This window comes from Cupriavidus gilardii, assembly GCF_013314895.1.
Classification (GTDB): domain Bacteria; phylum Pseudomonadota; class Gammaproteobacteria; order Burkholderiales; family Burkholderiaceae; genus Cupriavidus; species Cupriavidus gilardii_C.
Map to the genome: position 1 here is coordinate 16,303 of NZ_JABTYE010000016.1, position 23,440 is coordinate 39,742.

General features: G+C 68.3%; 24 protein-coding genes. 12 read left to right on the forward strand and 12 right to left on the reverse strand.

Annotated features, from left to right (window positions below; translation table 11 throughout):
- Positions 1–116 precede the first annotated feature (116 nt).
- Complete coding sequence (locus HTY53_RS16225) at positions 117–1,052, reverse strand: LysR family transcriptional regulator (RefSeq protein WP_174107634.1); 936 nt, start codon at positions 1,050–1,052, stop codon at positions 117–119.
- Positions 1,053–1,154: 102 nt separating this feature from the next.
- Here HTY53_RS16225 and HTY53_RS16230 point away from each other — a divergent pair, with 102 nt between their 5' ends.
- Entirely contained in the window at positions 1,155–1,661 is a 507-nt protein-coding gene (locus tag HTY53_RS16230; RefSeq protein ID WP_174107635.1) for a DMT family transporter, read from the forward strand.
- 35 nt (positions 1,662–1,696) lie between these two features.
- On the opposite strand, the gene HTY53_RS16235 is transcribed toward HTY53_RS16230, so the two are convergent.
- Positions 1,697–1,945, reverse strand: a complete 249-nt coding sequence (locus tag HTY53_RS16235) for a cysteine-rich CWC family protein (protein ID WP_174107636.1) — start codon at positions 1,943–1,945, stop codon at positions 1,697–1,699.
- Between the two features lie 199 nt (positions 1,946–2,144).
- Here HTY53_RS16235 and argB point away from each other — a divergent pair, with 199 nt between their 5' ends.
- The 6 genes from argB to HTY53_RS16265 all read left to right on the forward strand — a co-directional run bounded on the left by argB (position 2,145) and on the right by HTY53_RS16265 (position 7,909).
- Positions 2,145–3,062 carry an acetylglutamate kinase gene (gene argB / locus HTY53_RS16240; RefSeq protein ID WP_006579752.1) on the forward strand — a complete coding sequence of 306 codons (918 nt, stop codon included), beginning with the start codon at positions 2,145–2,147 and terminating at the stop codon, positions 3,060–3,062.
- 53 nt (positions 3,063–3,115) lie between these two features.
- Complete coding sequence (locus HTY53_RS16245; RefSeq protein WP_174107637.1) at positions 3,116–4,087, forward strand: pyrimidine 5'-nucleotidase; 972 nt, start codon at positions 3,116–3,118, stop codon at positions 4,085–4,087.
- Complete coding sequence (gene slmA, locus HTY53_RS16250) at positions 4,084–4,758, forward strand: nucleoid occlusion factor SlmA (RefSeq protein WP_174107638.1); 675 nt, start codon at positions 4,084–4,086, stop codon at positions 4,756–4,758. The genes HTY53_RS16245 and slmA overlap by 4 nt, the downstream gene beginning before the upstream one ends.
- A 343-nt stretch (positions 4,759–5,101) precedes the next feature.
- Positions 5,102–6,319, forward strand: coding sequence for a homoserine O-succinyltransferase MetX (gene metX / locus HTY53_RS16255; protein WP_174107639.1), 1,218 nt, complete (start codon positions 5,102–5,104; stop codon positions 6,317–6,319).
- Entirely contained in the window at positions 6,316–6,939 is a 624-nt protein-coding gene (gene metW, locus HTY53_RS16260) for a methionine biosynthesis protein MetW (RefSeq protein ID WP_006577582.1), read from the forward strand. Before metX ends, metW begins: the two co-directional genes overlap by 4 nt.
- A gap of 142 nt (positions 6,940–7,081) precedes the next feature.
- Positions 7,082–7,909 (forward strand): acyl-CoA thioesterase, encoded by an 828-nt coding sequence (locus HTY53_RS16265; RefSeq protein ID WP_174107640.1) that lies wholly within the window; start codon positions 7,082–7,084, stop codon positions 7,907–7,909.
- A gap of 160 nt (positions 7,910–8,069) precedes the next feature.
- Here HTY53_RS16265 and HTY53_RS16270 read toward each other — a convergent pair whose 3' ends face one another.
- Positions 8,070–9,401, reverse strand: coding sequence for a muropeptide transporter (locus tag HTY53_RS16270; protein ID WP_254599984.1), 1,332 nt, complete (start codon positions 9,399–9,401; stop codon positions 8,070–8,072).
- Positions 9,402–9,531: 130 nt separating this feature from the next.
- On the opposite strand from HTY53_RS16270, the gene HTY53_RS16275 reads away from it, so the two are divergent.
- Complete coding sequence (locus tag HTY53_RS16275) at positions 9,532–10,512, forward strand: M48 family metallopeptidase (protein WP_238509877.1); 981 nt, start codon at positions 9,532–9,534, stop codon at positions 10,510–10,512.
- Positions 10,513–10,647: 135 nt separating this feature from the next.
- Here HTY53_RS16275 and argC read toward each other — a convergent pair whose 3' ends face one another.
- Together argC and HTY53_RS16285 are read right to left on the reverse strand one after the other, a co-directional pair.
- On the reverse strand, positions 10,648–11,595 hold the full coding sequence (argC, locus tag HTY53_RS16280; RefSeq protein WP_174107641.1) for an N-acetyl-gamma-glutamyl-phosphate reductase: 948 nt from the start codon (positions 11,593–11,595) through the stop codon (positions 10,648–10,650).
- Positions 11,596–11,688: 93 nt separating this feature from the next.
- The gene (locus tag HTY53_RS16285) at positions 11,689–12,465 is read right to left on the reverse strand and encodes an exodeoxyribonuclease III (RefSeq protein ID WP_174107642.1); all 777 of its coding nucleotides are present in this window, start codon (positions 12,463–12,465) and stop codon (positions 11,689–11,691) included.
- 30 nt (positions 12,466–12,495) lie between these two features.
- On the opposite strand from HTY53_RS16285, the gene pyrE reads away from it, so the two are divergent.
- Positions 12,496–13,179, forward strand: a complete 684-nt coding sequence (gene pyrE / locus HTY53_RS16290; RefSeq protein ID WP_174107643.1) for an orotate phosphoribosyltransferase — start codon at positions 12,496–12,498, stop codon at positions 13,177–13,179.
- A 37-nt stretch (positions 13,180–13,216) separates the two neighbouring features.
- Here pyrE and HTY53_RS16295 read toward each other — a convergent pair whose 3' ends face one another.
- The 5 genes from HTY53_RS16295 to HTY53_RS16315 all read right to left on the reverse strand — a co-directional run bounded on the left by HTY53_RS16295 (position 13,217) and on the right by HTY53_RS16315 (position 17,767).
- On the reverse strand, positions 13,217–14,035 hold the full coding sequence (locus HTY53_RS16295; protein ID WP_174107644.1) for a polyphosphate kinase 2 family protein: 819 nt from the start codon (positions 14,033–14,035) through the stop codon (positions 13,217–13,219).
- 27 nt (positions 14,036–14,062) lie between these two features.
- A complete protein-coding gene (gene dapF / locus HTY53_RS16300; RefSeq protein ID WP_174107645.1) occupies positions 14,063–14,935 on the reverse strand; it encodes a diaminopimelate epimerase in 873 nt (290 codons plus the stop codon).
- A gap of 109 nt (positions 14,936–15,044) precedes the next feature.
- Positions 15,045–15,938, reverse strand: coding sequence for a lipid A biosynthesis lauroyl acyltransferase (locus HTY53_RS16305; RefSeq protein ID WP_174107646.1), 894 nt, complete (start codon positions 15,936–15,938; stop codon positions 15,045–15,047).
- The gene (locus tag HTY53_RS16310) at positions 15,935–16,903 is read right to left on the reverse strand and encodes a lysophospholipid acyltransferase family protein (RefSeq protein ID WP_174107647.1); all 969 of its coding nucleotides are present in this window, start codon (positions 16,901–16,903) and stop codon (positions 15,935–15,937) included. The genes HTY53_RS16305 and HTY53_RS16310 overlap by 4 nt, the downstream gene beginning before the upstream one ends.
- A gap of 9 nt (positions 16,904–16,912) precedes the next feature.
- Complete coding sequence (locus HTY53_RS16315; protein WP_174107648.1) at positions 16,913–17,767, reverse strand: lysophospholipid acyltransferase family protein; 855 nt, start codon at positions 17,765–17,767, stop codon at positions 16,913–16,915.
- Positions 17,768–18,091: 324 nt separating this feature from the next.
- Here HTY53_RS16315 and metK point away from each other — a divergent pair, with 324 nt between their 5' ends.
- The gene (metK, locus tag HTY53_RS16320) at positions 18,092–19,255 is read left to right on the forward strand and encodes a methionine adenosyltransferase (protein WP_023264748.1); all 1,164 of its coding nucleotides are present in this window, start codon (positions 18,092–18,094) and stop codon (positions 19,253–19,255) included.
- Between the two features lie 181 nt (positions 19,256–19,436).
- On the opposite strand, the gene HTY53_RS16325 is transcribed toward metK, so the two are convergent.
- Both HTY53_RS16325 and HTY53_RS16330 read right to left on the reverse strand, forming a co-directional pair.
- Positions 19,437–19,874 carry an Hsp20/alpha crystallin family protein gene (locus HTY53_RS16325; RefSeq protein ID WP_174107649.1) on the reverse strand — a complete coding sequence of 146 codons (438 nt, stop codon included), beginning with the start codon at positions 19,872–19,874 and terminating at the stop codon, positions 19,437–19,439.
- Between the two features lie 31 nt (positions 19,875–19,905).
- Complete coding sequence (locus HTY53_RS16330; RefSeq protein ID WP_174107650.1) at positions 19,906–20,409, reverse strand: Hsp20/alpha crystallin family protein; 504 nt, start codon at positions 20,407–20,409, stop codon at positions 19,906–19,908.
- A gap of 230 nt (positions 20,410–20,639) precedes the next feature.
- Here HTY53_RS16330 and HTY53_RS16335 point away from each other — a divergent pair, with 230 nt between their 5' ends.
- Entirely contained in the window at positions 20,640–21,629 is a 990-nt protein-coding gene (locus tag HTY53_RS16335) for a Kdo hydroxylase family protein (RefSeq protein WP_174107651.1), read from the forward strand.
- Positions 21,630–21,843: 214 nt separating this feature from the next.
- Entirely contained in the window at positions 21,844–23,403 is a 1,560-nt protein-coding gene (locus tag HTY53_RS16340; protein WP_174107652.1) for a GMC family oxidoreductase, read from the forward strand.
- Positions 23,404–23,440: the final 37 nt, after the last annotated feature.

Below are 23,440 nucleotides of genomic sequence, written 5' to 3' on the forward strand. Positions count from 1 at the left end.
GCGAAACCCCCCGGCCCGCGCATCGTGCCGGCATGTGCGCCGGCACGATGCGCCTGCATCAGCGCCTGCATCAGCGCCTGCATCAGCGCCGGCATCACCGCCGGCCGAGCCGCCGCTCAACCGCGCAGGCTGATCGCCTGGTCCAGTCCCTGACCCGCGCCGACCGACAGAAGCCGCTCGCGCAGCCACGCATGGCCCGGATCGGCATCGTTGCGATCGTGCCAGATCGCGCTGAAGGTGAAGCCCGGAAACGCGAACGGCGGCTCGAACACCGCAAAGCGCGGGTCGTCCTCCAGCGCCGCTAGGCTGCGGCGCGCCGTGGTCAGGACCAGATTGGTGCCGGCGATCAACGCCGGCGCGACGCTCCAGTGCGGCACCACGCAGGCGATCTTGCGGCGGCCGCCATGCTTGGCGATGGCGGCATCGATAGGGTCGACCCGGTCGCTGTGGGCGGCCACCAGCACGTGCGAGCGGGCCAGATAGGCGACCTGGTCCAGCCGCCCATGGTCGCGCACCGTCGCGGCATCGACCGCGCAGCCGTACTCCTCGTCGAACAGCGCGGCCATCTTCACGCCCTCCGGCTGATAGACGAACACGCCCAGCGCCAGATCGACCTCGCCATCGGCCACCTGCGCCAACATCGCTTCGCGGCTGCCCTGCGTCACCACCAGCTCGATGCCGGGCGCGGCCTTGCGGACCGCGCGCAGCAGGTTCGGCAGCACCACCATCGCGCCGTAGTCCGACATCGCCAGCCGGAAGGTGCGCCTGGCCGTGGCCGGCTGGAAGCCCGACGGTCCCAGCAGGATGCGCACCTGCGCCAGCGCCTCGGCCAGCGGCCCCGACAGTTCGTGCGCCCGCGCGGTCAGCACCAGGCCGCCCTGGCCGCGCACCAGCAGGGGGTCGTCCAGCAACTGCCGCAGCCGCGCCAGCGCATGGCTGACCGCCGGCTGGCTCAGATGCAGCCGCAGCGCGGCGCGGGAGATATGACGCTCGGCCAGCAGGGCCTCGAGCACGACCAGCAGGTTCAGGTCGACGTTGCGCAGATTATTCATCCGGCGAATATTAAACGTTCGAAACCAGAATTGGAAATCCATCCGGCGTAGGGGCAGACTGGCGCGGTCTCTTTTTTCTCCAACCGACCACGGAGGTCGCGCATGTTGTCTTCGTCCCATCCCGTCGGCCCGGCGCTCGCTGCCGCGCTGCCCGTGCTGATCGCCGCGCTGGCCGGCGCGATGATTCCGCTGCAGGCCGGCGCCAATGCCGCCCTGGCCCGCACGCTCGGACATCCGCTGTGGGCCACCCTGGTGTCGCTGCTGGTCAGCCTGGCGGTGGTGGTGGCGCTGATGCTGGCGCTTCGGGTCGGTCCGCCGCCCACCGGCTGGACCACCGGGCCCGCGTGGATATGGATCGGCGGCGCGCTCGGCGTGTTCTATCTGACCGCCGCGCTGATGCTGGCGCCGCGGCTGGGCGCCAGCGGCTTTATCGCGGCGGTGGTTGCCGGGCAGATGCTCGCCTCGCTGTGGATGGACCATGCCGGCCTTGCCGGCTTTGCGGTGCGCGAACTGACGGCGCCGCGGCTCGGAGGCGCCGTGCTGATCGTGCTCGGCGTGGTGGCAATGCAGTGGAGCGGATCGGCGCGCGTCGCGGGTGCGCTGGATTGACACGGCCGCTGACATGGGCCACTGACGTAATTCGCTCACTCCCCCGCCTGCGCCTGCCGGCGCCGCAGGCAATCCGGACACAGGCAGTGCTGCCCCGGCACGATCAGCCGCGCCGGCAGCAGCGGCATCGTCGCGCACCAGCAATGCGGCAGGCCGGCCGCGTGGCCGCAGACGAAACGCGCGCCGCAGGCCGCGCACTGCTCGACCGGCCGCAAATGGCCGGTCAGCACGGCAGCGGGGCCGGCGCCTGAGTCCGGGCTTTTGCCGGCGCCTTCTCCTGACATCGCAGTGGCTTCCGTTGGCGTGGTTGTTGCATGAAAAGAACGGCCGATGGGCCGTCGGACGCACCGTTGGCGCCCCATGCGGGCCCCGGTCTGCCGTCTCGCTAGCGTGGGACCCCGTTTCTTGTAAAATTCGGGCGCCTGCCGCGGGGCGCCGGATGCGCCGCGTTGCCATGATACCTGTCGAATTTCACGGATTGCCATGACCTCCGATACCTCCGGGCCCACCGCAACCGCAGTGGCCGCCATCGCCCCCGCCCTCAAGGCCGAGATCCTTGCCGAGGCGCTGCCCTATATCCGCAAGTTCCATGGCAAGACCATCGTGGTCAAGTACGGCGGCAATGCGATGACCGAGGAGAAGCTCAAGCACGGCTTCGCGCGCGACGTGATCCTGCTGAAGCTGGTCGGCATGAACCCGGTGGTCGTCCACGGCGGCGGCCCGCAGATCGACGAGGCCCTGAAGAAGGTCGGCAAGGTCGGCACCTTCATCCAGGGCATGCGCGTCACCGACGAAGAGACCATGGAAGTGGTCGAGTGGGTGCTCGGCGGCGAGGTCCAGCAGGACATCGTGATGCTGATCAACCAGTACGGCGGCCAGGCGGTCGGCCTGACCGGCAAGGACGGCGGCCTGATCCGCGCCAAGCGGCTGAAGATGCCGGACCGCGAGAATCCGGGCGCGTTCATCGATATCGGCTATGTCGGCGACATCGAGGCGATCAACCCGGCCGTGGTCAAGGCGCTGCAGGACGACGCCTTCATCCCGGTGATCTCGCCGATCGGCTTCTCCGACGACGGCCAGGCCTACAACATCAATGCCGACGTGGTGGCCGGCAAGATGGCCGAGATCCTCAAGGCCGAGAAGCTGGTGATGATGACCAACATCCCCGGCGTGATGGACAAGAAGGGCAATCTGCTGACCGACCTGTCGGCGCGCGAGATCGAAGAGCTGTTCGCCGACGGCACCATCTCGGGCGGCATGCTGCCGAAGATCTCGTCGGCGCTCGACGCCGCCAAGAGCGGCGTGAACTCGGTGCACATCATCGATGGCCGCATCGAACACTCGCTGCTGCTGGAGATCCTGACCGAGCAGGCGTTCGGCACCATGATCCGCTCGCACTGACGCATCGCAACCAGGCGCGCGCCGTCGCTTCGGCGGCGCGGCGCCTTCCCCTCGTGCCTTCCCACGCCTCCCGCCGCTCCCCCTACCGCCTGCGGCATCGCCCGGCCGGCAACAACGCCGGCGACACGGTCTGGCTGTTCGATCTCGACAACACGCTGCACGACGCCTCGCACGCGATCTTCCCGGCCATCAATGCCGCGATGACCGCGTACGTCGCGCGCGTGCTCGCCTGCGACGAGCCCACTGCCAGCCGCGTGCGGGTCGACTACTGGCAGCGCTATGGCGCGACGCTGCTCGGCATGATCCGCCATCACGGCGTCGACCCGGCCGACTTCCTGCGCGCCGCGCACGAATTCCCCGACCTTGCGCGGATGGTGCGCGTGCGCCGCGGCCTCGCCGCTCGGCTGCGCCGCCTGCCCGGGCGCAAGGTGCTGCTGACCAACGCGCCGCAGGACTACGCGCGCGCGGTGCTGCGCGTCGCAGGCATCGAACACTGTTTCGAGCGCGTGATCGCGATCGAACAGATGTGGGTCCATGGCGATCTGCGCCCCAAGCCCGATCGGCGCATGCTGCGCCGCCTGCTGGCGAAGCTGCGGATCGCGCCGGGCCGCGCGGTGCTGGTCGAGGACACGGTCTCGCACCTGAAGCGCTATGCAGGCCTGGGCATCCGCACCGCGTGGATCACCGGCTATCTGTGTTCGACCACGCCGAGCCGGCCGCATGACGTGCCGGCCGGCGCCGCGCGCGATGCCGCCCAGCAGGCGGCGCTGCGCGCCGAGGCGCAACGCCATGCGCACGACCGCGATGCCGACCACGCGGCCCGGCAGCAGGCGGTGACGCTGGTGGCCGCCGAGAACCAGGCCCCCGCGCCGCGGCTTTCGCCGGAAGCGCAGCAGGCGGCCCGCAACGCGGGTCGCAACCTTGGTCGCCAGCGGGCCCGCATGGTGCACCGGCCCGGCTATGTGGACATAAAAGTACAATCGGTGCATCAACTCCATCGACGAATGCGGAGAAACGGGTCATGACGCAGAGCAACGAGGCAGCCGCGCCGGCCGCGAACGCGGACGAGCGGAGCGGGCAGGGCGAGGGCGGTGGCGCGGCCGAGGCAGTGGTCGCGCGCAAGCGGCCGCGCCCCGGCGAGCGCCGCGTGCAGATCCTGCAGACGCTGGCCAGCATGCTCGAGCACCCGCGCTCCGAACGCATCACGACTGCCGCGCTGGCGGCCCGCCTCGGCGTCTCGGAGGCCGCGCTGTATCGGCATTTCGCCAGCAAGGCGCAGATGTTCGAGGGCCTGATCGCCTTCATCGAGCAGACCGTGTTCGGCCTGATCAACCAGATCACCGCGCAGGAGGAGCATGGCCTGCGCCAGGTGCAGGCGATCGTGCGGATGCTGCTGTCGTTTGCCGAGAAGAATCCGGGCATGACGCGCGTGCTGACCGGCGAGGCGCTGGTCGGCGAGCACGAACGCCTGCAGGAGCGCATCAATCAGCTGGTCGACCGCATCGAAGCGTCGATCCGCCAATGCCTGAAGGTCGCCGCGACGCAGGGCGCGTTTCCGCCCGACGCCGACGTGTCGGCACGCGCCGCGCTGATCGTCGCCACGGTGCAGGGACACTGGCATCGCTACGCCAAGAGCGGCTTTCGCAAGCTGCCCGCGGGGCAGATCGACGCGCAGCTGCGCGTGCTGCTCGGCTGAGCCACGGGGCGGAAGTGCGAGACGGAACCGCGGTCTCGATGTGCCGTTCGAGCGTGCCTTTCGCTGGTGTCTTTCGCTTTGCTCTATAATCTGCCGGTCGCGCCGATTTGATGACTGGCTTGCGGGCGCGCGGCGGGGGAAATCCTCGCCACTATAAATGCGGCTAAAGAGGTTGGTCGGCGCCCCTCTCCGATAGAACCGATAAAACGGATTCCCGGGATGACGCCACCGCGCGGCGGACAGCGAAGCATCCGGCGCGACAACAACCCGACTTGGCTGCGTGATTCCAGACGCAAGACCGGTCGGGTTTTTTTTTATGCCCGCTTCGCGCGGGCCCGCCTACATGACTGACGTTGCCCTGCCGTCCGCAAACGCGGAACCGGCCGCTTCCCCCGCCGACGCTGCCGCCGCGCTGCATCTGCCCCTGCCGCCCGACTCCGTCGGCATCGTGACGCCGCAGCGCATGCATTTCGCCGAGCCGCTGCCGCTGCGCAACGGCTCTTCGCTGGCCGACTACGACCTGATGGTCGAGACCTACGGCACACTGAACGCCGCGCGCACCAACGCCGTGCTGGTATGCCACGCGCTGAACGCTTCGCACCACGTGGCGGGCGTCTACGCGCACGATCCGCGCGACGTGGGCTGGTGGGACAACATGGTCGGCCCCGGCAAGCCGCTCGACACCAATCGCTTCTTCGTGATCGGCGTCAACAATCTGGGCTCGTGCTTCGGCTCGACCGGTCCGATGAGCCTCAACCCGGCCACCGGTCAGCCCTTCGGCGCGACCTTCCCGGTGGTCACGGTCGAAGACTGGGTCAATGCGCAGGCGCGCGTGGCCGACGCCTTCGGCATCGAGCAGTTCGCCGCGGTGATGGGCGGCAGCCTCGGCGGCATGCAGGCGCTGGCCTGGAGCCTGATGTATCCGGAGCGGCTGCGCCATTGCATCGTGGTGGCCTCGACGCCGAAGCTGTCGGCGCAGAACATCGCCTTCAACGAGGTCGCGCGCAGCGCGATCCTGTCCGACCCCGACTTCCACGGCGGCAACTACTACGCGCATGGCGTCAAGCCCAAGCGCGGCCTGCGCGTGGCCCGGATGATCGGCCACATCACGTACCTGTCCGACGAGGACATGGCGGCCAAATTCGGCCGCGAGCTGAAGGCCGAGGACATCCGCTTCTCGTTCGATGTCGAGTTCCAGGTCGAGAGCTATCTGCGCTACCAGGGCGACAAGTTCGCGGAGTATTTCGACGCCAATACCTATCTGCTGATCACGCGCGCGCTCGATTACTTCGACCCGGCGCTGACCTTCGGCGGCGACCTGACGCGCGCGGTCGCGCATACCAAGGCCAGCTTTCTGGTCGCGAGCTTCACTACCGACTGGCGCTTTGCGCCGAGCCGCAGCCGCGAGCTGGTCAAGGCGCTGCTCGACAACAAGCGGCCGGTCAGCTACGCCGAGATCGATGCCCCGCACGGCCACGACGCCTTCCTGCTCGACGATCCGCGTTATCACAATCTGATGCGCGCCTACTACGAACGCATTGCCACGGAGATCGGCGCATGAATGCCAAGTCCATCACCGAAGCGGCCAACGGCGTACTGGCACGGCGGCCGGATTTCCGCGCGATCGCACGCTGGATCGAACCCAATGCGACCGTGCTCGATCTGGGCTGCGGCGACGGCAGCCTGCTGCGCGTGCTGCAGGACGAGCTCGACGTGCAGGCGTACGGCATCGAGATCCGCGACGAGGGCGTGCTGGCGTGCGCGCAGAAGGGCGTGCATGTCATCCAGCAGAACCTGGAGGGCGGCCTCGCGCTGTTCGAGGACAAGAGCTTCGATACCGTGATCCTGTCGCAGACGCTGCAGACCATCCACAACACCGCGCAGGTGCTGCGCGACACGCTGCGGGTCGGGCGGGAGTGCATCGTGTCGTTCCCGAACTTTGGCTACTGGCCGCACCGGCTGTCGGTGTTCCGCGGCCGCATGCCGGTGTCCGAGTCGCTGCCTTACCAGTGGTACGACACGCCGAACGTGCGCGTGCTGACGATCAGCGACTTCGAGGCGCTGGCGCCCAAAGTGGGCTTGCGCATCCTCGATCGCGTGGTGATGCACGAGGGCATCACGGTGAACTGGGGCGTCAACTGGCGCGGCAGTCTGGCGGTCTATCGGGTCTGCTCGGCCTGATCCGTTCGGGCTGATCCATTCGGCTTGGTCCGTTCGGGCTGAGGATGGCTTCGGAAAGGACGGCCGGCACTTGACGAGCGGCCACCCGGGCGACTACCGTACGGAAATTCCGAACGATCGTTCGCTTTTTCGGCGAGGCCACATGTCCGCGACATCCGAGCTGCATCCCTTCGACGACGCGATTGCGTTGACGCCCGCCGGCGAGCACCGCTATGCCGGCCGCACCACCGAGTCGTACTGGAACATGATCGGGCCGTACGGCGGCATCACCGCGGCGACGCTGCTGCAGGCGGCGCTGCAGCATCCGCAGCGGCTCGGCGACCCGATCGCGCTGACCGTCAATTTTGCGGGACCGATCGCCGAGGGCCCGTTCACGATCGAGGCGCGGCCCACGCGTACCAACCGCTCGACGCAGCACTGGTCGCTGGAACTGGTACAGAACGGCGAGGTGGCGACCACTGCCAGCGCGGTGTTCGCGGTGCGGCGCGATACGTGGGGCTGCGGGGAGGCCGTCTTTCCCGACGTGCCGCCGGCCGACGCAATCGCGCCGCTGCCGACCGGCTTTGCGCCGGTGCGCTGGCTCAAGTCCTACGACATGCGCCCCGTGCGCGGCGCCAAGCCCGCCACCGCCGAGCCGGGCACCGAGCATCCGGACAGCCTGACGCAGTTCTGGCTGCGCGACCATCCGGCGCGCACGCCTGACTTTGCGTCGATCGCGGCCTGGTGCGACAGCTTCTATCCGCGCATCTTCCTCAAGCGCGCCGGCTTCGTGCCGGCCGGCACGGTGTCGCTGACGACCTATTTCCACGCGGATGCTGCCACGCTGGCGGCGCTGGGCGAGCGCCACGCGCTGGGCAGCGCACGGGCCCAGGTGTTCCGGCAGGGTTTCTTCGACCAGAGCGCGCAGCTGTGGAGCCCGGACGGCGAACTGCTCGCGAGCTCGCATCAGATCGTCTACTACAAGCAGTAGCCGCCCCGCTGCCCTCTCCCCGGCCCTCTCCCGCAAGCGGGAGAGGGAGCAAACCGGCAGTGCTGGCAGTGGTAAAGAGGTTGGCCATCGGCTCCCCTCTCCCGCTTGCGGGAGAGGGGTTGGGGGAGAGGGCTGCGGCGCCCGCTAACCCACTACCGCATCAGCCCTTCCGAACACCGTTGCGCTCTCCCCGGCCCTCTTCCGCCAGCGGGAGAGGGGGAACACTGCCGGCCTGCACGGGCGTCGTGCGCGTCTGGTTCTCGTAGCGCTCGACGGTGCCGCGCATCGCGCGCAGCAGGAACAGCCCCGGCAGCGCGACCAGAACCGTGCCGAGATAGAACGGCGCCCACCCGTACGATTCGACCAGATACCCAGAGGTCGGCCCGACATAGACGCGCCCGACCGAGGCCAGCGCCGACAGCAGCGCGTACTGCGTCGCCGAGAAAGAGCGGTTGCACAGCGCCATCAGCAGCGCGACGAAGGCGGCGGTGCCCATGCCCCCGCACAGGTTCTCGACCGCGATGGTCGCGCCCATCGACCACAGATGGGCCGGGGTCACGGCCAGCAGCCAGTAGCCGAAGTTCGAGACGGCCTGCAGCACGCCGAACAGCATCAGCGAGCGGTACAGGCCCAGCCTGACCATCAGCGTGCCGCCGAACAGCGCGCCGATGATGGTCGCGGCCAGGCCGAGCGTCTTGTTGACGAGCCCGACCTCGCCGGCGGAGAAGCCGACGCCGCGGATCAGGAAGGTGGTCGACAGGCTGCCGGCGAAGGCATCGCCGAGCTTGTACAGCACGATCAGGCCCAGCAGCCACCAGGCGCCGGTGCGCCCGAAAAAATCACGGAGAGGGCCGACCACCGCCTCTTCCAGCGAACGCGGCGCGCGCGGCGGCGATTCGGCGCGCGGCGCCCACGGCAGCGTCAGCAGGCCGACGGCCATCAGCGCCGCCATCAACAGATACATCTGCTGCCAGCCCAGCACGCGGTCCGCCAGCCACAGCGCCAGGCCTCCCGACACCAGCATCGCCAGCCGGTAGCCAAGCACCTTGACCGCCGCGCCGGCGCCGCGCTCGGCGGGCCGCAGCACGTCGGTGCTGTAGGCGTCGAACACGATGTCCTGCGAGGCCGACAGGAAGGCCACCAGCGTGGCCAGCCCCGCCAGCAGCCACAGCGCCTCGCGCGGCGGGCAGAACGCCATGCCGGCGATGCCGAGCACCAGGCCGATCTGCGTCAGCAGCAGCCAGCCGCGCCGCCGGTCCAGCAGCGGCGGCGTGTAGCGGTCCATCAGCGGTGCCCACAGGAACTTGAAGATGTACGCCTGGCCGACCAGCGAGAAGAAGCCGATGGTCTTGATGTCCAGCCCTTCGACCGTCATCCATGCCTGCAGCGTGCCCGAGGTCAGCGCCAGCGGCAGCCCCGAGGCGAAGCCAAGCGTCAGCATGGCGCCGATGCGGCGGTTGCGGAAGATATCGAGATAGTCTTGGAAGGTCATGAAGGCGGGAGCAGGGGCCGGGCCGGAACAGGTGCCGGAGTCGCCATAGGGCGCCGTGTATTATTGCATCAGCCTTCGTGATGTCTGTCGCATTCTCGTTGAAACGATGTCCCTCCCTTTGCGTCTGGCCATGTCCGCTCCCTCCGTTGCCGTTACCTCATCGTGTTCGCTTGCTGTCGCCGCGCCGCTGCGCCGGCTGACGCTGGCAGTGCTCGGCGCCGTTGCGCTGCTGGGCTCGCCGGCCATACAGGCACAGTCGGATGGCATCAATGTGCAGCGCGGCGGCGGCATGGTGCGCGAACTGGTGCCGGCCGATGCGATCGAGCAGCAGGCCTCGCAGGAATACGAGCAGATCAAGCAGGAGGCGCGCGCCAAGGGCGCGCTGGCCCCGTCCAGCGATCCGCGCCTGGCGCGCCTGCGCACCATCACCGAACGCATCCTGCCGCAGACCGGCCGCTGGAACGACCGCGCCCGCAACTGGAAGTGGGAGATCAATCTGATCAAGGCCAAGCAGGTCAACGCGTTCTGCATGCCCGGCGGCAAGATCGCGGTCTACACGGGCTTCCTCGATCAGATCAAGCCGACCGACGACGAGCTGGCGATGGTGATCGGCCACGAGATCGCGCACGCGCTGCAGGAGCATGCGCGCGAGCGCGCCGCCAAGGCGGAGATCACCAACCTCGGCGCCAACGTGATTTCACAGCTGTTCGGCTTCGGCAATCTCGGCAATCTGGCGCTGGGCACCGGCGCGCATCTGCTGACGCTGAAGTTCTCGCGCTCGGACGAGACCGAGGCCGATCTGGTCGGCATGGATATCGCGGCCCGCGCGGGCTACGATCCGCGCGCCGCGGTGACGCTGTGGCAGAAGATGGGCAAGGTGTCGCAATCGTCGGCCGCCGGTGCCAGCATGGATTTCCTGTCCACGCACCCGTCGGGCCAGTCGCGCATCGCCGAACTGCAGCGGCATCTGCCTGAGGTGCTGCCGCTGTATGCGCGCGCGATCGGGACCACGGTCGAGCGGCTGCCGGCGTACCGGACCAATATGGGGGGCCTCGCCAACGCGCCGGTCGACCGCGGCGACGAGGACAAGCAGCAGCCGCTGAAGCGGTAGCGGCTGTCGTTGCCGCGCAGGCGGGAATCGCGCGTGCTGCGAAGTCCCTGGGTCCCGCACTCGTGGGGACGACAAAGCGGTGCACAAAAGAAAACGGCCCCTGATCGGGGCCGTTGCGCGTTCTGCAGGAAGGCGTCAGGCCGTCAGCCCGGTGGCCTCGTCCGCGCCGATATGCACGTTCATGCATTGCACCGCGGCGCCGGCGGCGCCCTTGCCGAGGTTGTCCAGCCGCGCGATCAGCACGATGCGCTCGGCCGAGCCGAACACGAACAGGTCGACGCGGTTGGTGTCGTTGTTGGCCTGCACGTCGAAGAAGCCGTTGTCCAGATGCTCGTCGCTGGCGGCCGGCATCACGCGCACGAACTGCTCGCCCTCGTAGTGCTTGCGGTAGATCTCGGCGACTTGCTCCGGCGTGACCTTGCGCGCCAGGCGATCCGGGAACACCGGCACCGTCACGGCCAGGCCCTTGTAGAACTTGCCGACGATCGGGCTGAAGATCGGCGCCTGTGCGAGGCCGGTCTGCACGCGCATCTCGGGCAGATGCTTGTGCTCGAGCCCCAGCGCGTAGGCGCGCGGGCTGTCGAGCTTCGGATTGCCGCCCGCCTCGAAGTCCGCAATCATCTTCTTGCCGCCGCCGCTGTAACCGGTCAGCGAGAACGCGGTGACCGGGTAGTCGGGCTGCATCACGCCGGCATCGACCAGCGGACGCACGGCCAGCACGAAGGCGCTGGCGTGGCAGCCCGGCACGGCGATGCGTTTGCTGGCGCGGATCTTCTCGCGCTGGCCGCGCACCAGCTCGGGCAGGCCGTAGGCCCAGTTGTCGGCGGTGCGGAACGCCGTACTGGCGTCGATCACGCAGGTATTCGGGTTGGTTACCAGCGACACCGCTTCGCGCGAGGCCACGTCCGGCAGGCACAGGAAGGCCACGTCGGCGGCGTTCAGGAAGCGTGCTCGCTCGGCCGGATCCTTGCGCTTGTCTTCCGCGATGCGCAGCAGTTCGACATCGGAACGGCCGGACAGATAATCGAGCAGCCGAAGGCCGGTGGTGCCTTCCTGGCCGTCGACGAACACTTTGAATGCCATGGTGGACTCGCTTGGTAATACGGTGAGTGGTGCATTGTAGCGAGGAAGCTCAGGCACCGCAGCGGCAATGCGCCCCGGCGCCGGGCGTCCCCGTTACAGCGGGAAGTCGTAGTCGATCGACAGCGGCGCGTGGTCGCTGAACTTCTCGTCCTTGTAAATCGAGCAGGCCTGGGCAGTGTCCGCGATCCTGGGCGTGGCCAGGTGGTAGTCGATGCGCCAGCCGACGTTCTTCGCGTAGGCCTGGCCGCGGTTGCTCCACCAGGTGTATTGCTCGGGCCGCGGGTCCAGCTTGCGGAACACGTCGACATAGCCGTGCACGTCGAACAGTTCGCCGATCCAGGCGCGCTCCTCGGGCAGGAAACCGGAGTTCTTCAGGTTGCCCTTCCAGTTCTTGATGTCGATTTCCTTGTGCGCGATGTTGACGTCGCCGCACAGCACGATCTCGCGCCCGCTGGCCTTGAGTTGCAGCAGATGGGGCAGGAAGGCCTCCATGAAGCGGTACTTGGCCATCTGCCGCTCCTCGGAGCTGGAGCCCGACGGCACGTAGACCGAGATCACGGCCAGGTGCGGGTACTGCACTTCGACATAACGCCCCTCGCTGTCGAACTCGGCATTGCCGAAGCCGGTGATCACGCGCTCCGGTTTGTGGCGCGTGTACAGCCCGACGCCGCTGTAGCCCTTCTTCTCGGCGTAATGGAAGTAGCCGTGATAGCCATGCGGGGCCAGAAAGGCCTCCGTCATGTCCGCGGCCTGGGCCTTGAGCTCCTGCACGCAGACCATGTCGGCGTCCTGCTTGCCCATCCAGTCGAAGAAGCCTTTCTTGGCCGCTGAGCGGATGCCGTTGAGGTTGGCACTGATAATCCGTAACATCTCGGGAAATTTTTGGAACAGAGAGAAAAGATGACGCAGCAGACCACGCCGGCGGCGGACGACCTCAGCCAGACCTTCATCCGCTTCGCGCTGGACGCGGGCGTGCTGTCCTTTGGCGAGTTCGTCACCAAGGCGGGACGGAAATCGCCGTATTTCTTCAACGCGGGACTGTTCAACCAGGGCGCCACGCTGGGCCAGGTGGCGCAATTCTATGCGAAAACCCTGCTGGCCTCGGGTGTCGCATTCGACATGCTGTTCGGGCCGGCCTACAAGGGCATCACGCTGGCGTCCGCCACCGCGGTGGCGCTGGCGGGCATGGGCCGCAATGTCGGCTTCGCCTACAACCGCAAGGAAGCCAAGGACCACGGCGAGGGCGGCACGCTGGTCGGCGCCAGGCTGCAGGGCAAGGTGGTGATCGTCGACGACGTGATCTCGGCCGGCACCTCGGTGCGCGAGTCGGTGCAGATGATCCGCGCCGCCGGCGCCGAGCCGGCCGCGGTGCTGATCGCGCTGGACCGGATGGAGAAAAGCGGCACCGCCGAGCAGATCGGCCAGCATTCCGCGGTGCAGGACGTGCAGCGCGAATTCGGCGTGCCGGTGATCGCGATTGCCTCGCTGGCCGACCTGCTGGCGTATCTGGACGCCGGCAAGGATCCCGCGCTGTCCGCCTCGCGCGATGCGGTGGCGGCGTATCGCCAGCGCTACGGGGTCTGATTCCCCGGGCCCCTTCGACGGGCCCACCTCTGGCGGGCTACTCGACCTGCAGCTTGTCCAGCCCCGGCGCGGACGGCGGATATGCCGGCTTGAGCCGCGCGAAGGTCTCCCGCAGGATCTCCGCGACCATCAGATTGCGGTGCGTCTTCGAATCGGCGGGAATCACGTGCCAGGGCGCGTCCGGCGTCGCCGTCGCGGCGATCGCGTCCTGGTAGGCGTCCATATAGGCGTCCCAGTGCCGGCGCTCGGCCAGGTCGTTGGGGTCGAACTTCCAGTGCTTCTGCGGATCGGCAAGCCGCGCCTCCAGGCGCGCCTTCTGCTCGTCCTTCGAAATATGCAGGAAGCATTTGACCAGCGTGGTGCCGGTCTCGGCCAGCAGGCTTTCGAAGTGGCGGATCTGCCGGTAGCGGCGTTCGCACTCGGCCGCGTCGATCCAGCCGTGCACGCGCGTGATCAGCACGTCCTCGTAGTAGCTGCGGTTGAACACCGCGATTTCGCCGGCGCGCGGTACCTGGGCATGGACGCGCCACAGGTAGTCGCGCGCCTTCTCCTCCGAGGTCGGCGCCTTGAAGCCGACCACGCGCAGCCCCAGCGGATCGAAGCTGCGGAACACGCCGCGCACCGTGCCGTCCTTGCCGCTGGTGTCCATGCCCTGCAGGATCACCAGCAGCTTGCGCGAACCTTCGGCATAGAAGATGTCCTGCTGCTCGTCCAGATGCGTCGACAGCTCGGTCAGACGGGCGCGGTCGCTGGTCTTGTCGCCGCTCGAGAACGGCTTGGCGCCCGCATCGAAGCGGTCCAGGCGAAAGCCGTTGCCATTGGCGATGCAGTAGGGGTCGAGCGGCGTGGCCGGCATGGGCGCTTCTCCTGAAAAGCGCTGGAATCAGCCGCGCGGCTGCAGCGCGTCCAGATCGATCGAGCCTTCGAATACCGTGGTGGCCGGGCCCGTCATCCGCACCGGCGCGCCGTCGCCGTCCCAGGCGATGGTCAGATCGCCGCCGTGCGTATGCACCTTGACCGGCGAATCGAGCAGGCCGCGCCGGATGCCGGCGACCACCGCCGCGCAGGCGCCGGTGCCGCAGGCCAGCGTCTCGCCGGAGCCGCGCTCGAACACGCGCAGCCGGATCGTATTGCGGTCGACCACCTGCATGAAACCGGCATTGACCCGCTTCGGGAACGCCGCATGGTGCTCGATCACCGGGCCGTCCTCGCGCACCGGGAAGCGCTCGGTGTCGTCCACCACCTGCACCGCGTGCGGGTTGCCCATCGACACGGCCGAGATCCACACCGTGCGGCCGTTGGTCTCGATGCCGTACAGCGTGTCGTTGCCCTCGGTGCGGCTCGGCAGGCCCTCGGGCAGGAACGGAATGCGCGCCGGCTCGAACTCGGGTGCCCCCATGTCGACCGTGACCTGGCCGTCGTCGTTCAGCGTCAGCGTGATGACGCCGTTCATCACCTCGACGCGGACCGAGCGCTTGTCGGTCAGGCCGTGGTCGGTGACGAAGCGGACGAAGCAGCGCGCGCCGTTGCCGCAGTGCTCGACCTCGCCGCCATCGGCGTTGAAGATCCGGTAGCGGAAGTCGACGTCGGGCCGGGTCGGCTTTTCGACGATCAGGATCTGGTCCGCGCCCACGCCGAAATGCCGGCTTGCCAGTGCGCGCCACTGCTCGGTGCTCAGGTTCAGGGTCTGGTGGATGCCGTCCAGCACGACGAAGTCGTTGCCGGCGCCGTGCATCTTGGTGAACTGGATCTTCATGGCGCGGGTCGGGAAAAGCCGGGAACCGATCAAGACCGGAAACCGGGAGGCCGCGGGCGGCCGGTGTCAGTGTTTCTGGGTTTGCGGCCGCCGATATGTCGGCCGAACGTCAATATATCTCGGGTTCGCCTGGCGGGCGATGCTTGAAGCGTTTGTGCACCCAGTAGTACTCGGCGATGCGCGGGCGGATGCAGTCCTCGAAGAAGGCGTTCATCCGGCGCGTGTCCCCGCTCACGCTGTCGCCGGGGTAGTTGTCCCAGGCGGGCAGGATCCGCAGCACATAGCCGCGGTAATTGGGCAGCTGTTCGGTGTACATCGGCACTACCTTGGCGCCGGTCAGACGCGACAGCCGCGACACCGAGGTCAGTGTCAGCGCCTGCGCGCCGAAGAAGGGCACGAACTCGGAGTCGCGCTCGCCGAAGTCCATGTCGGAGATCAGCTGCAGCGCCTCGCCCTTCTTCAGGCAGCGGATGATGTCGCGCACGCTGTCGTTGCGGGCGATCATGTTGGCGCCGAAACGACCTCGGGCCTGCTTCAGGAAGCCGTCGAACAGCGCGTTCTTCTGCTTGGTGTACAGCGACGCTCCCGAGCGGCCCACGTGGTCGCGCAGATAGATCGTCAGCCGGATGGCACCGGCCTCGACGCCGGACAGGTGCAGCGTGACCAGGATGTGCGGCTCGCCGTCGAGCGCGACCAGGTTGGCCTGGTCGTCGATCTGTACCCAGCGGCGCATCTGCGCCTCGCTGCCGGTCCAGAAGATGCCGCGCTCGGCGAAGCTGCGAAAGACCGAGCGGAACGACTGGCGCGCCAGCTCGGCGATCTCGGCGTCGGACTTTTCCGGGAAGGCCACGCGCAGATTGGCCTGGACCACCTGCCGGCGGCCGCTGGGGAACAGATACAGCAAGCTGCCCAGCCCCTCGCCGAAGCGGGCGACCAGGGGATAGGGCAGTTTGCCGAGCACGGTCAGCAGGCCGATGCCCAGCCAGGTGAAAAGACGGCTCATGAGTGCGAAGTCGGGGAAGTCGGTTCCGTGGCGGAGATGTCGGCGGCCCCCGCGGCCGTGGCGGCGCGCGATGCCGGCGGGGCGGGCAGCGTGGCAGGCGGGGGCGCCTTGGGCGGCCACGGCGGCGGCAATTCGGCGCCGGCCGGATGCTTGTAGCGGTTGTAGCCCCACAGGTACTGGGTCGGTGCCAGCCGTACCAACTCCTCGACCACGCCATTGATCACGGCGGCGGCGGCGGCCGGATCCTCCGGCAGCGGTTCTTCAATCACACGGAGAAAGGCACGATAGCCGCCACCGCGCGGCAGCCGGATCGAGGCGACGATGGCGACCGGCGCGCCGCTCCATTGCTGCAGCCGCTGCACCAGCGTCATCGTGTACGCCGGACGGCCGAAGAACGGCGCCCACGTGCCCTCGCCGCCGATCGGCACCTGGTCGGGCAGGATGCCGATGGCCTCCTTGCGCTTGAGCGCCTTCACCAGCATGCGCACGCCGCGCGGGTTGGCCGGCGCGCTCGTCATGTTGTGGCGGTTGCGCATGCGTTCGACCCAGTCGCGCAGCCAGGGCTGGTGCGGCGGCTTGAACAGCACCGTGACGGGCCGGCGCATCGCATACGACTGCGGCAATACCTCGAAGCAGCCCAGGTGCGGCGTCAGCACGATCACGCCGCGCCCCTGGTCCTGCAGCCGGTCCAGCGCCGGCCAGACCACCTCGTTGAAGTCGTACAGCTTCGCCTTGATGGTGTGCCGGGTCCAGAAATAGGGCATCTCCAGGATCATGCGTCCCATCGAACGCGCCGCCTCGTTCACCATCTCGTCGGTGGCGTCGGGGAAGGCGTGGCGGAAGTTCTCGGTCAGGCGCGTCCCGTAGCGGCCAGGCATCTTGGCGGCCAGCAGGCCCAGCGCGCCACCGATGGCCTGCAACCAGGCCAGCGGCAGGCGGGAAATCAGCCAGAACAGGTAAGTCATCGCAATCTGTCACGCGGCTTGGGGCGGCAGCTCCGCACCCGCCGGGTGCTTGTAACGGTTGTAGCCCCACAGGTATTGGGTCGGCGCTTCGGCGACCAGCGATTCGACCGTGCGGTTGAGCACGGTGGCGGCCTCGACGGGGTCGTCGGGCAGCTTGTCTTCCAGCACGCGCATATGGGCGATATAGGTGGCCCCCTGCGCGGTGCGCTCGGCGAAGACCATCGCAATCGGCGCGCCCGTCAGTTGCTGCAGGCGCTGCACCAGCGTCATCGTGTACGCCGGCTTGCCGAAGAACGGTGCCCATACCCCTTCGCCGCCCTTGGGCACCTGGTCGGGCAGGATGCCGATCGACTCGCCGCGCTTGAGCGCCTTGACCAGCGTGCGAACCCCCCGCGGCGTGGCGGCTGCCATCACCAGATTGGGGCGCGTGCGCATGCGCTCGATCCAGTCGCGCAGCCATGGCTGGTGCGGCGGCTTGTACAGCGCGGTCACCTTGTGGCGCAGCGCGTACGCCTGCGGCAGCACCTCGAAGCAACCCAGATGGGGGACCAGCATGATCAGCCCGTTGCCCTTGCCCAACAGCCGGTCGAGTTCCGGCCAGGTGTGCTCGGAGAACCCGGCAAGCCGCGCCTTCAGCGTCTTGCGGCTCCAGAAATACGGCATCTCCATCACCATCCGGCCGGTGGAGCGGGCCGCCTCGGCCAGCATCGCGCCGGTGGCGTCCGGATAGGCCTGGCGGAAATTCTCGGTCAGTCGCCTGCCATACCGGCCCGGCAGGCGCGCGGCCAGCAGGCCGAGCACGCCGCCAATGGCTTGCAGCCATGCCAGCGGCAAGCGGGCAATCAGCCAGAACAGGAAGGTCATGGAGTCCCAACTAGGGGCCGGCCCCGGGGCCGGCGTGTTTCATTCTTCCGCGGTCATCGTGTCGCGGCATGTGTCGCGGCACGTATCGCGGTACGTTCGCGGCAGCGGCCGCCAACCGCAGCGAGGTCCGGTGGCATCGGCACACCGTCTGCGGCGGGGCGTGTGCCGCGCCGCGCAGGCGCGTATAATACCGCGCATCGCCGAGTTAACTGACAACTTGCGGGGCGATACCGTCCCATTCGGACGCGCTAAAAATACCGCTAAAGCGTCGCCGCCCGGACTAAGCATGGTTGGCGCGCAATAGCTAACCTGGAGAAAAAGTTCGTGGCAAACGACTTCCTCTTTACTTCGGAATCCGTCTCCGAAGGCCATCCCGACAAGGTCGCCGACCAGATTTCCGACGCCGTTCTGGACGCCATCCTCGCCCAGGACAAATATGCGCGCGTCGCCGCCGAAACGCTCTGCAATACCGGGCTGGTGGTATTGGCCGGTGAAATCACCACCACGGCCAACGTCGACTATATTCAGGTCGCGCGCGAAACGATCAAGCGCATCGGCTACGACAACACCGATTACGGCATCGATTACAAGGGCTGCGCGGTGCTGGTGGCCTACGACAAGCAATCGCCCGATATCGCGCAGGGCGTCGACCGTGCCTCCGACGATTATCTGAACCAGGGCGCCGGCGACCAGGGCCTGATGTTCGGCTATGCCTGCGACGAGACGCCGGAACTGATGCCGTTCCCGATCTACTACTCGCACCGCCTGGTCGAGCGCCAGTCGCAGCTGCGCCGCGACGGCCGCCTGCCCTGGCTGCGTCCGGACGCCAAGTCGCAGGTTACCGTCCGCTACGTCGACGGCCGCCCGCACAGCGTGGACACCGTGGTGCTGTCGACCCAGCACGCGCCGGACATCACCCAGGCGCAGATCCGCGAGGCGGTGATCGAGGAGATCATCAAGCCGGTGCTGCCGCCCGAGATGCTCAAGGACACCAAGTATCTGGTGAACCCGACCGGCCGCTTCGTCATCGGCGGCCCGCAGGGCGACTGCGGCCTGACCGGCCGCAAGATCATCGTCGACACGTATGGCGGCGCGGCGCCGCACGGCGGCGGCGCGTTCTCGGGCAAGGATCCGTCCAAGGTCGACCGCTCCGCTGCCTACGCGGCCCGCTACGTGGCCAAGAACGTGGTGGCCGCGGGTCTGGCGCGCCAGTGCCAGGTGCAGGTCAGCTACGCGATCGGCGTGGCCCGCCCGATCAACGTGACGGTGTACACCGAAGGCACCGGCAAGATCTCCGACGAGGCGATCGCCAAGCTGGTGATGGAGCACTTCGACCTGCGGCCCAAGGGCATCGTGCAGATGCTGGACCTGCTGCGTCCGATCTACGAAAAGACCGCCGCCTACGGCCACTTCGGCCGCGAGGAGCCGGAATTCTCGTGGGAAGCGACCGACAAGGCTGCGGCACTGCGCGCGGCGGCCGGGCTGTAATTCGCCTGGGTGCGGGGAGAGGGGGAAAGACCACCTCCTCTCCCCGACCCTCTCCCTTATGGGGGGCGAGGGGGAAAGGCCTCCGCTCTCAGATCTGTACACCCGCCTGGGGGAGAGCGGCCGGGGGAGAGGGCAGCGGCGGCCGGCGCCACCGCCGCCTTCTCCCTCACCCCACCTTCACTTACCCCACCTTCACTTCAATTCGCCGCGGCTGCGCTTCGGCCTGCTTCGGAATCCGCAGATTCAGCACGCCGTCTTTCAGCACGGCGGAGATCGCGCTGCTGTCCAGCTCGCGGCTGAGCGTGAACACGCGCTTGTAGCGCGCGATCTGCACTTCGGCATAGACCGGCTCCAGCCCTTCGGGCATCTCCTGGCGAATCTCGCCCTCGATGGTCAGGCTGTCGCGGTCGGCGCGCACATGCAGCGTGTCGCGCGACACGCCGGGCAGGTCCGCCAGCAGCGTGATGCCGGTCGGATCCTCGCTCACGTCCACGCGCGGCAGCAGCGTCGCATTGCCGTTGTTGCGGTTGTCGGTGCTCTTGCTGCTGTCGCCGTGCCCGCTGACGTTCGCATTGACGTTCCGGTCCTGGTCGGTCCGGGTGACGGCTTGATCGTTCATGATGAACCTCCTGCTCGGTGCAAACATCGGATCAGTTCACGGTGATCCGGCGCGGCTGGGCCGATTCCTGACGAGCGATCGAGATCCGCAGCAGCCCGTCGCGATAGGTGGCATCGATCCTCGCGGTATCGACATCCTCGGGCAGCGAAATCACGCGCCGGAAGGTCCCGTAGAAGCGCTCGCGCACATAGACGTTGGTGTCGTCGCCAAGGGTCGACGTGCCCGCGGCGGCCTGGCCCTGACCGGCTTGCTGATCCGTCGGCTGTCCGCTGCGCTCCGTCTGTGCGGTGCGCTGTCCCGCGATGGTCAGCAGGCCGCGGTCGACGCTGACGTCCAGCGTGGACGGATCGATACCGGGCGCGAAGGCATAGACCTCGACGCTGGACGGCGTCATGCCGATATTGACGGCCGGAAAGGCGCCACGCGCGACCGCGCGGATGCTGCTCGGCGTCGAGAAGACCTGTTGCAACTCGCGCTGCAGCCGGTCGAACTCGGCAAACAGGCTGCCCGGAGAACTCAGCAACGATGCGTACATGGCATTACCTCCTGCTCCTAGCTACTCCTTGCTACTGGTGCACTCGGGCCAGCGCGGCCGGCCCGCCGCGTGCCGGACCTGGCCGGCGCGCTTCGACACGAATGTAGTGTCGGACGTCGTCGGTTCAAGAGTCGGATGCGGGACAAAACGCCGGCGAGCGAAAGCTCCGGCGGTGCGGCGGTAGAATCGCGCCATCAGGCGTGGCACACGCCAGCATGCCGAGGAATCCCATGTCCGTTCAAACCGCCGTCCCTCCCGCCGCGCCTGCCACCGGCGCGATACCGTCCGCTGCGTCCGCTGCGTCCGCTGCGTCCGCCGGGTCCGCCACCACGGGCGGGCTCGACCTGATCCGCCCGCAGCCCTATACCGACTGGGCGCCGCAGCTGCGCGCCGAAACGGCCGCGGGATTGCGCCGCGAGCTCGAGCAGGGCGCCGTGCTGTATTTCCCCGATCTGCGTTTCCGGTTCGAACCGGGCGAGGAGCGTTTTCTCGACAGCCGCTGGTCCGACGGCAAGTCCAAGAACATCAATCTGCGCGCCAACGACACCGCGGTGCGGGGCGCGGTGGGCAGCCCGAAGGACCTGGCCGACCTGTACGAACTGATCCGCCGCTACGCGGAGTACAGCGAGCGCCTGGTGCTGTCGCTGTTTCCCGAATACGGGCCGCATCTGGAGCGCGCCGGCACCTCGCTGCGGCCCAGCGAGATCGCCGGGCGTCCGGTCAGCTGGCGCAAGGACGACACGCGGCTGCACGTGGACTCGTTCCCGTCCAACCCGCTGCACGGCAAGCGCCTGCTGCGCGTGTTCCACAACATCGACCCGCAGGCCCCGCGCGTGTGGCGCGTCGGCGAGCCGTTCGCCGACTTCGCCGCGCGTTTCGTGCCGCGCACCAAGGGCATGTGGCCGGGGCAGGCCTGGCTGATGAAGCAGCTGCATATCACCAAGCGCGAGCGTTCGGAATACGACCACCGCATGCTGCAACTGCACGACATGGCCAAGGCCGACCTCGACTACCAGGCCAAGGTGCCGCAGCAGGAATTCCACTTCCCGCCGGGCTCCACCTGGATCGTTTTCAGCGATCAGGTGCTGCACGCGGCCATGCGAGGGCGCGCGATGATGGAGCAGACCTACTATCTCGATCCGCGCGCGATCTCCGACCACACTCACTCGCCCGAAGCCGTGCTGTCGCGGATGCTGGGCAAGCCGATGCTGAAGTCGTAATCCTCGCCACAAGAGCAGGGCGCGCGCGGGCGCGCCTTGCCTCCTCCCCGCCGTCTTCCGGGCGTCTGCGGCCGCTGCGTTCCCCTCCTTCCCCCTTCACAAAGCGCCTACACTGGGCAGCATAGACCGCGCTCGCGCCCCGTCCGCCGGCCCTCCGTGGCAGCCGGACGCGCGAACAAGCGGCGCGCCGACTTGCCATCGTGCGAGGGGACAAATGGAAACCAGTTTCGATTACATCGTGATCGGGGGCGGCGCGGCGGCGTGCGCGCTGGCCGGCAGGCTGGCCGACAGCGGCAGCGAATCGATCGCACTGCTCGAGGCCGCCTGGCATGACGATGACGCGCCGGACTGGGGCCCTTATCTGCGCGGTGCGCCATCGGATTACGACAGCTGGGCCGAGGCCGGCTGCGATGGCTGGTCCTGGGACGATGTCCTGCCGTGCTTTCGCCGGGCCGAATGCAATACCCGCGTGATGGGCCGCGACGACGACCCCTGGCATGGCGGCAACGGTCCGCTGCATGTCGGCGATCCGCCCGCGCCTTCGCCGCTGGCGCGCTACTTCGTCGAGTCCGCCGCGCACGCCGGCCATCCGCGCAACGACGACTTCAATGGCGCCAGCCAGGAGGGCGTCGGCTGGTTCCAGAGCGCGCGCCATCGCGGCGAACCGTGGAGCGCGGCGCGTGCCTATCTGCATCGCGGCGTCGGCGGCAATCTCCAGGTCCTGAGCGGCATGCAGGCGCAGCGCGTCCTGTTCGAAGGACGGCGCGCGGTCGGCGTGCAGGCGTTGCGCCACGGTCGGACGATCCAGCTGCGCGCCCGGCGCGAGGTAGTGCTGGCCGCCGGCGCGATCGGCTCGCCCCAACTGCTGATGGTCTCCGGTATCGGCCCGGCCGATCATCTGCGCGAACATGGCATTGCCGTCGTGCAGCATCTGCCTGGCGTGGGCCTGAACCTGCAGCAACCGGTCGGCATGCTGCTGCACAAGCGCGGCCCGACGCCGCCGTCGCTGCGGCAATCATTCGGTCCGCGGTTCGTCGGCGCGGACTCGTGGATCGGCCGATCGTTCGCTGCGGCATGGCAATGGCTGCGGCATGGCGCCGGGCTCGCCGGACGGCGCGGCGCGCCGATGCAAGCCGAGCCGATCAGCGCCGGTGCGCTGCTGAAGAGCCAGGCCGAGCTGTCCGAACCGGATTTGCAACTGCGCTTCGTCGTCGGACCGGGCCATGCGCGGGGCGACGGTGCCGCGCACGGCCAGAGCTACGGTTGCCGCGTGCTGTTGCTGCGTCCGCGCAGCCGTGGCCAATTGCGGCTGTCTGGCAGCGATCCGCAGCGCCGCCCGCTGATCGACATCGGCCTGCTCGGCGATGCGCAGGACGTGCGCGACCTGGTCGCGGGCGTGGACCTGGTGCGGCGTATCCTGGCGCAGCCGCCGCTGGCCGCGTTCGGCGGCAAGGCGCTGTACTGCGGCGGGATGCGTGCCGACCCTGGCGACGACGCGGCCATCGATGCGCTGGTCCGCGCCCATGCAGAGCCGGCGGAGCGGCCGGCCGGCACCTGCCGCATGGGCATCGATGCGCTGTCGGTGGTCGATCCGCAATTGCGGGTGCGTGGGGTCGAGGCGCTGCGCGTGGCCGATGCCTCGATCATGCCGACGCTGGCCGGCGGCGATGCCGATGCGCCGGCGATCATGATCGGCGAGCGCGCGCACGACCTGATCCGCCACGGCCCGCGCGTGCGCTTGCGCGCGCTCGAGACCTTGCTCGCGCGCGTGTGAGCCGTCACCCCGGCCGGTGCCGGGGCGGCCCTTTGCC

Coding starts and splice junctions, on each gene's coding strand:
- HTY53_RS16225 (WP_174107634.1), bottom strand. CDS start 1,052: ATGAATAATCTGCGCAACGTCGACCTGAACCTGCTGGTCGTGCTCGAG.
- HTY53_RS16230 (WP_174107635.1), top strand. CDS start 1,155: ATGTTGTCTTCGTCCCATCCCGTCGGCCCGGCGCTCGCTGCCGCGCTG.
- HTY53_RS16235 (WP_174107636.1), bottom strand. CDS start 1,945: ATGTCAGGAGAAGGCGCCGGCAAAAGCCCGGACTCAGGCGCCGGCCCC.
- argB (WP_006579752.1), top strand. CDS start 2,145: ATGACCTCCGATACCTCCGGGCCCACCGCAACCGCAGTGGCCGCCATC.
- slmA (WP_174107638.1), top strand. CDS start 4,084: ATGACGCAGAGCAACGAGGCAGCCGCGCCGGCCGCGAACGCGGACGAG.
- metX (WP_174107639.1), top strand. CDS start 5,102: ATGACTGACGTTGCCCTGCCGTCCGCAAACGCGGAACCGGCCGCTTCC.
- metW (WP_006577582.1), top strand. CDS start 6,316: ATGAATGCCAAGTCCATCACCGAAGCGGCCAACGGCGTACTGGCACGG.
- HTY53_RS16265 (WP_174107640.1), top strand. CDS start 7,082: ATGTCCGCGACATCCGAGCTGCATCCCTTCGACGACGCGATTGCGTTG.
- HTY53_RS16270 (WP_254599984.1), bottom strand. CDS start 9,401: ATGACCTTCCAAGACTATCTCGATATCTTCCGCAACCGCCGCATCGGC.
- HTY53_RS16275 (WP_238509877.1), top strand. CDS start 9,532: ATGTCCGCTCCCTCCGTTGCCGTTACCTCATCGTGTTCGCTTGCTGTC.
- argC (WP_174107641.1), bottom strand. CDS start 11,595: ATGGCATTCAAAGTGTTCGTCGACGGCCAGGAAGGCACCACCGGCCTT.
- HTY53_RS16285 (WP_174107642.1), bottom strand. CDS start 12,465: ATGTTACGGATTATCAGTGCCAACCTCAACGGCATCCGCTCAGCGGCC.
- pyrE (WP_174107643.1), top strand. CDS start 12,496: ATGACGCAGCAGACCACGCCGGCGGCGGACGACCTCAGCCAGACCTTC.
- HTY53_RS16295 (WP_174107644.1), bottom strand. CDS start 14,035: ATGCCGGCCACGCCGCTCGACCCCTACTGCATCGCCAATGGCAACGGC.
- dapF (WP_174107645.1), bottom strand. CDS start 14,935: ATGAAGATCCAGTTCACCAAGATGCACGGCGCCGGCAACGACTTCGTC.
- HTY53_RS16305 (WP_174107646.1), bottom strand. CDS start 15,938: ATGAGCCGTCTTTTCACCTGGCTGGGCATCGGCCTGCTGACCGTGCTC.
- HTY53_RS16310 (WP_174107647.1), bottom strand. CDS start 16,903: ATGACTTACCTGTTCTGGCTGATTTCCCGCCTGCCGCTGGCCTGGTTG.
- HTY53_RS16315 (WP_174107648.1), bottom strand. CDS start 17,767: ATGACCTTCCTGTTCTGGCTGATTGCCCGCTTGCCGCTGGCATGGCTG.
- HTY53_RS16325 (WP_174107649.1), bottom strand. CDS start 19,874: ATGAACGATCAAGCCGTCACCCGGACCGACCAGGACCGGAACGTCAAT.
- HTY53_RS16330 (WP_174107650.1), bottom strand. CDS start 20,409: ATGTACGCATCGTTGCTGAGTTCTCCGGGCAGCCTGTTTGCCGAGTTC.
- HTY53_RS16335 (WP_174107651.1), top strand. CDS start 20,640: ATGTCCGTTCAAACCGCCGTCCCTCCCGCCGCGCCTGCCACCGGCGCG.
- HTY53_RS16340 (WP_174107652.1), top strand. CDS start 21,844: ATGGAAACCAGTTTCGATTACATCGTGATCGGGGGCGGCGCGGCGGCG.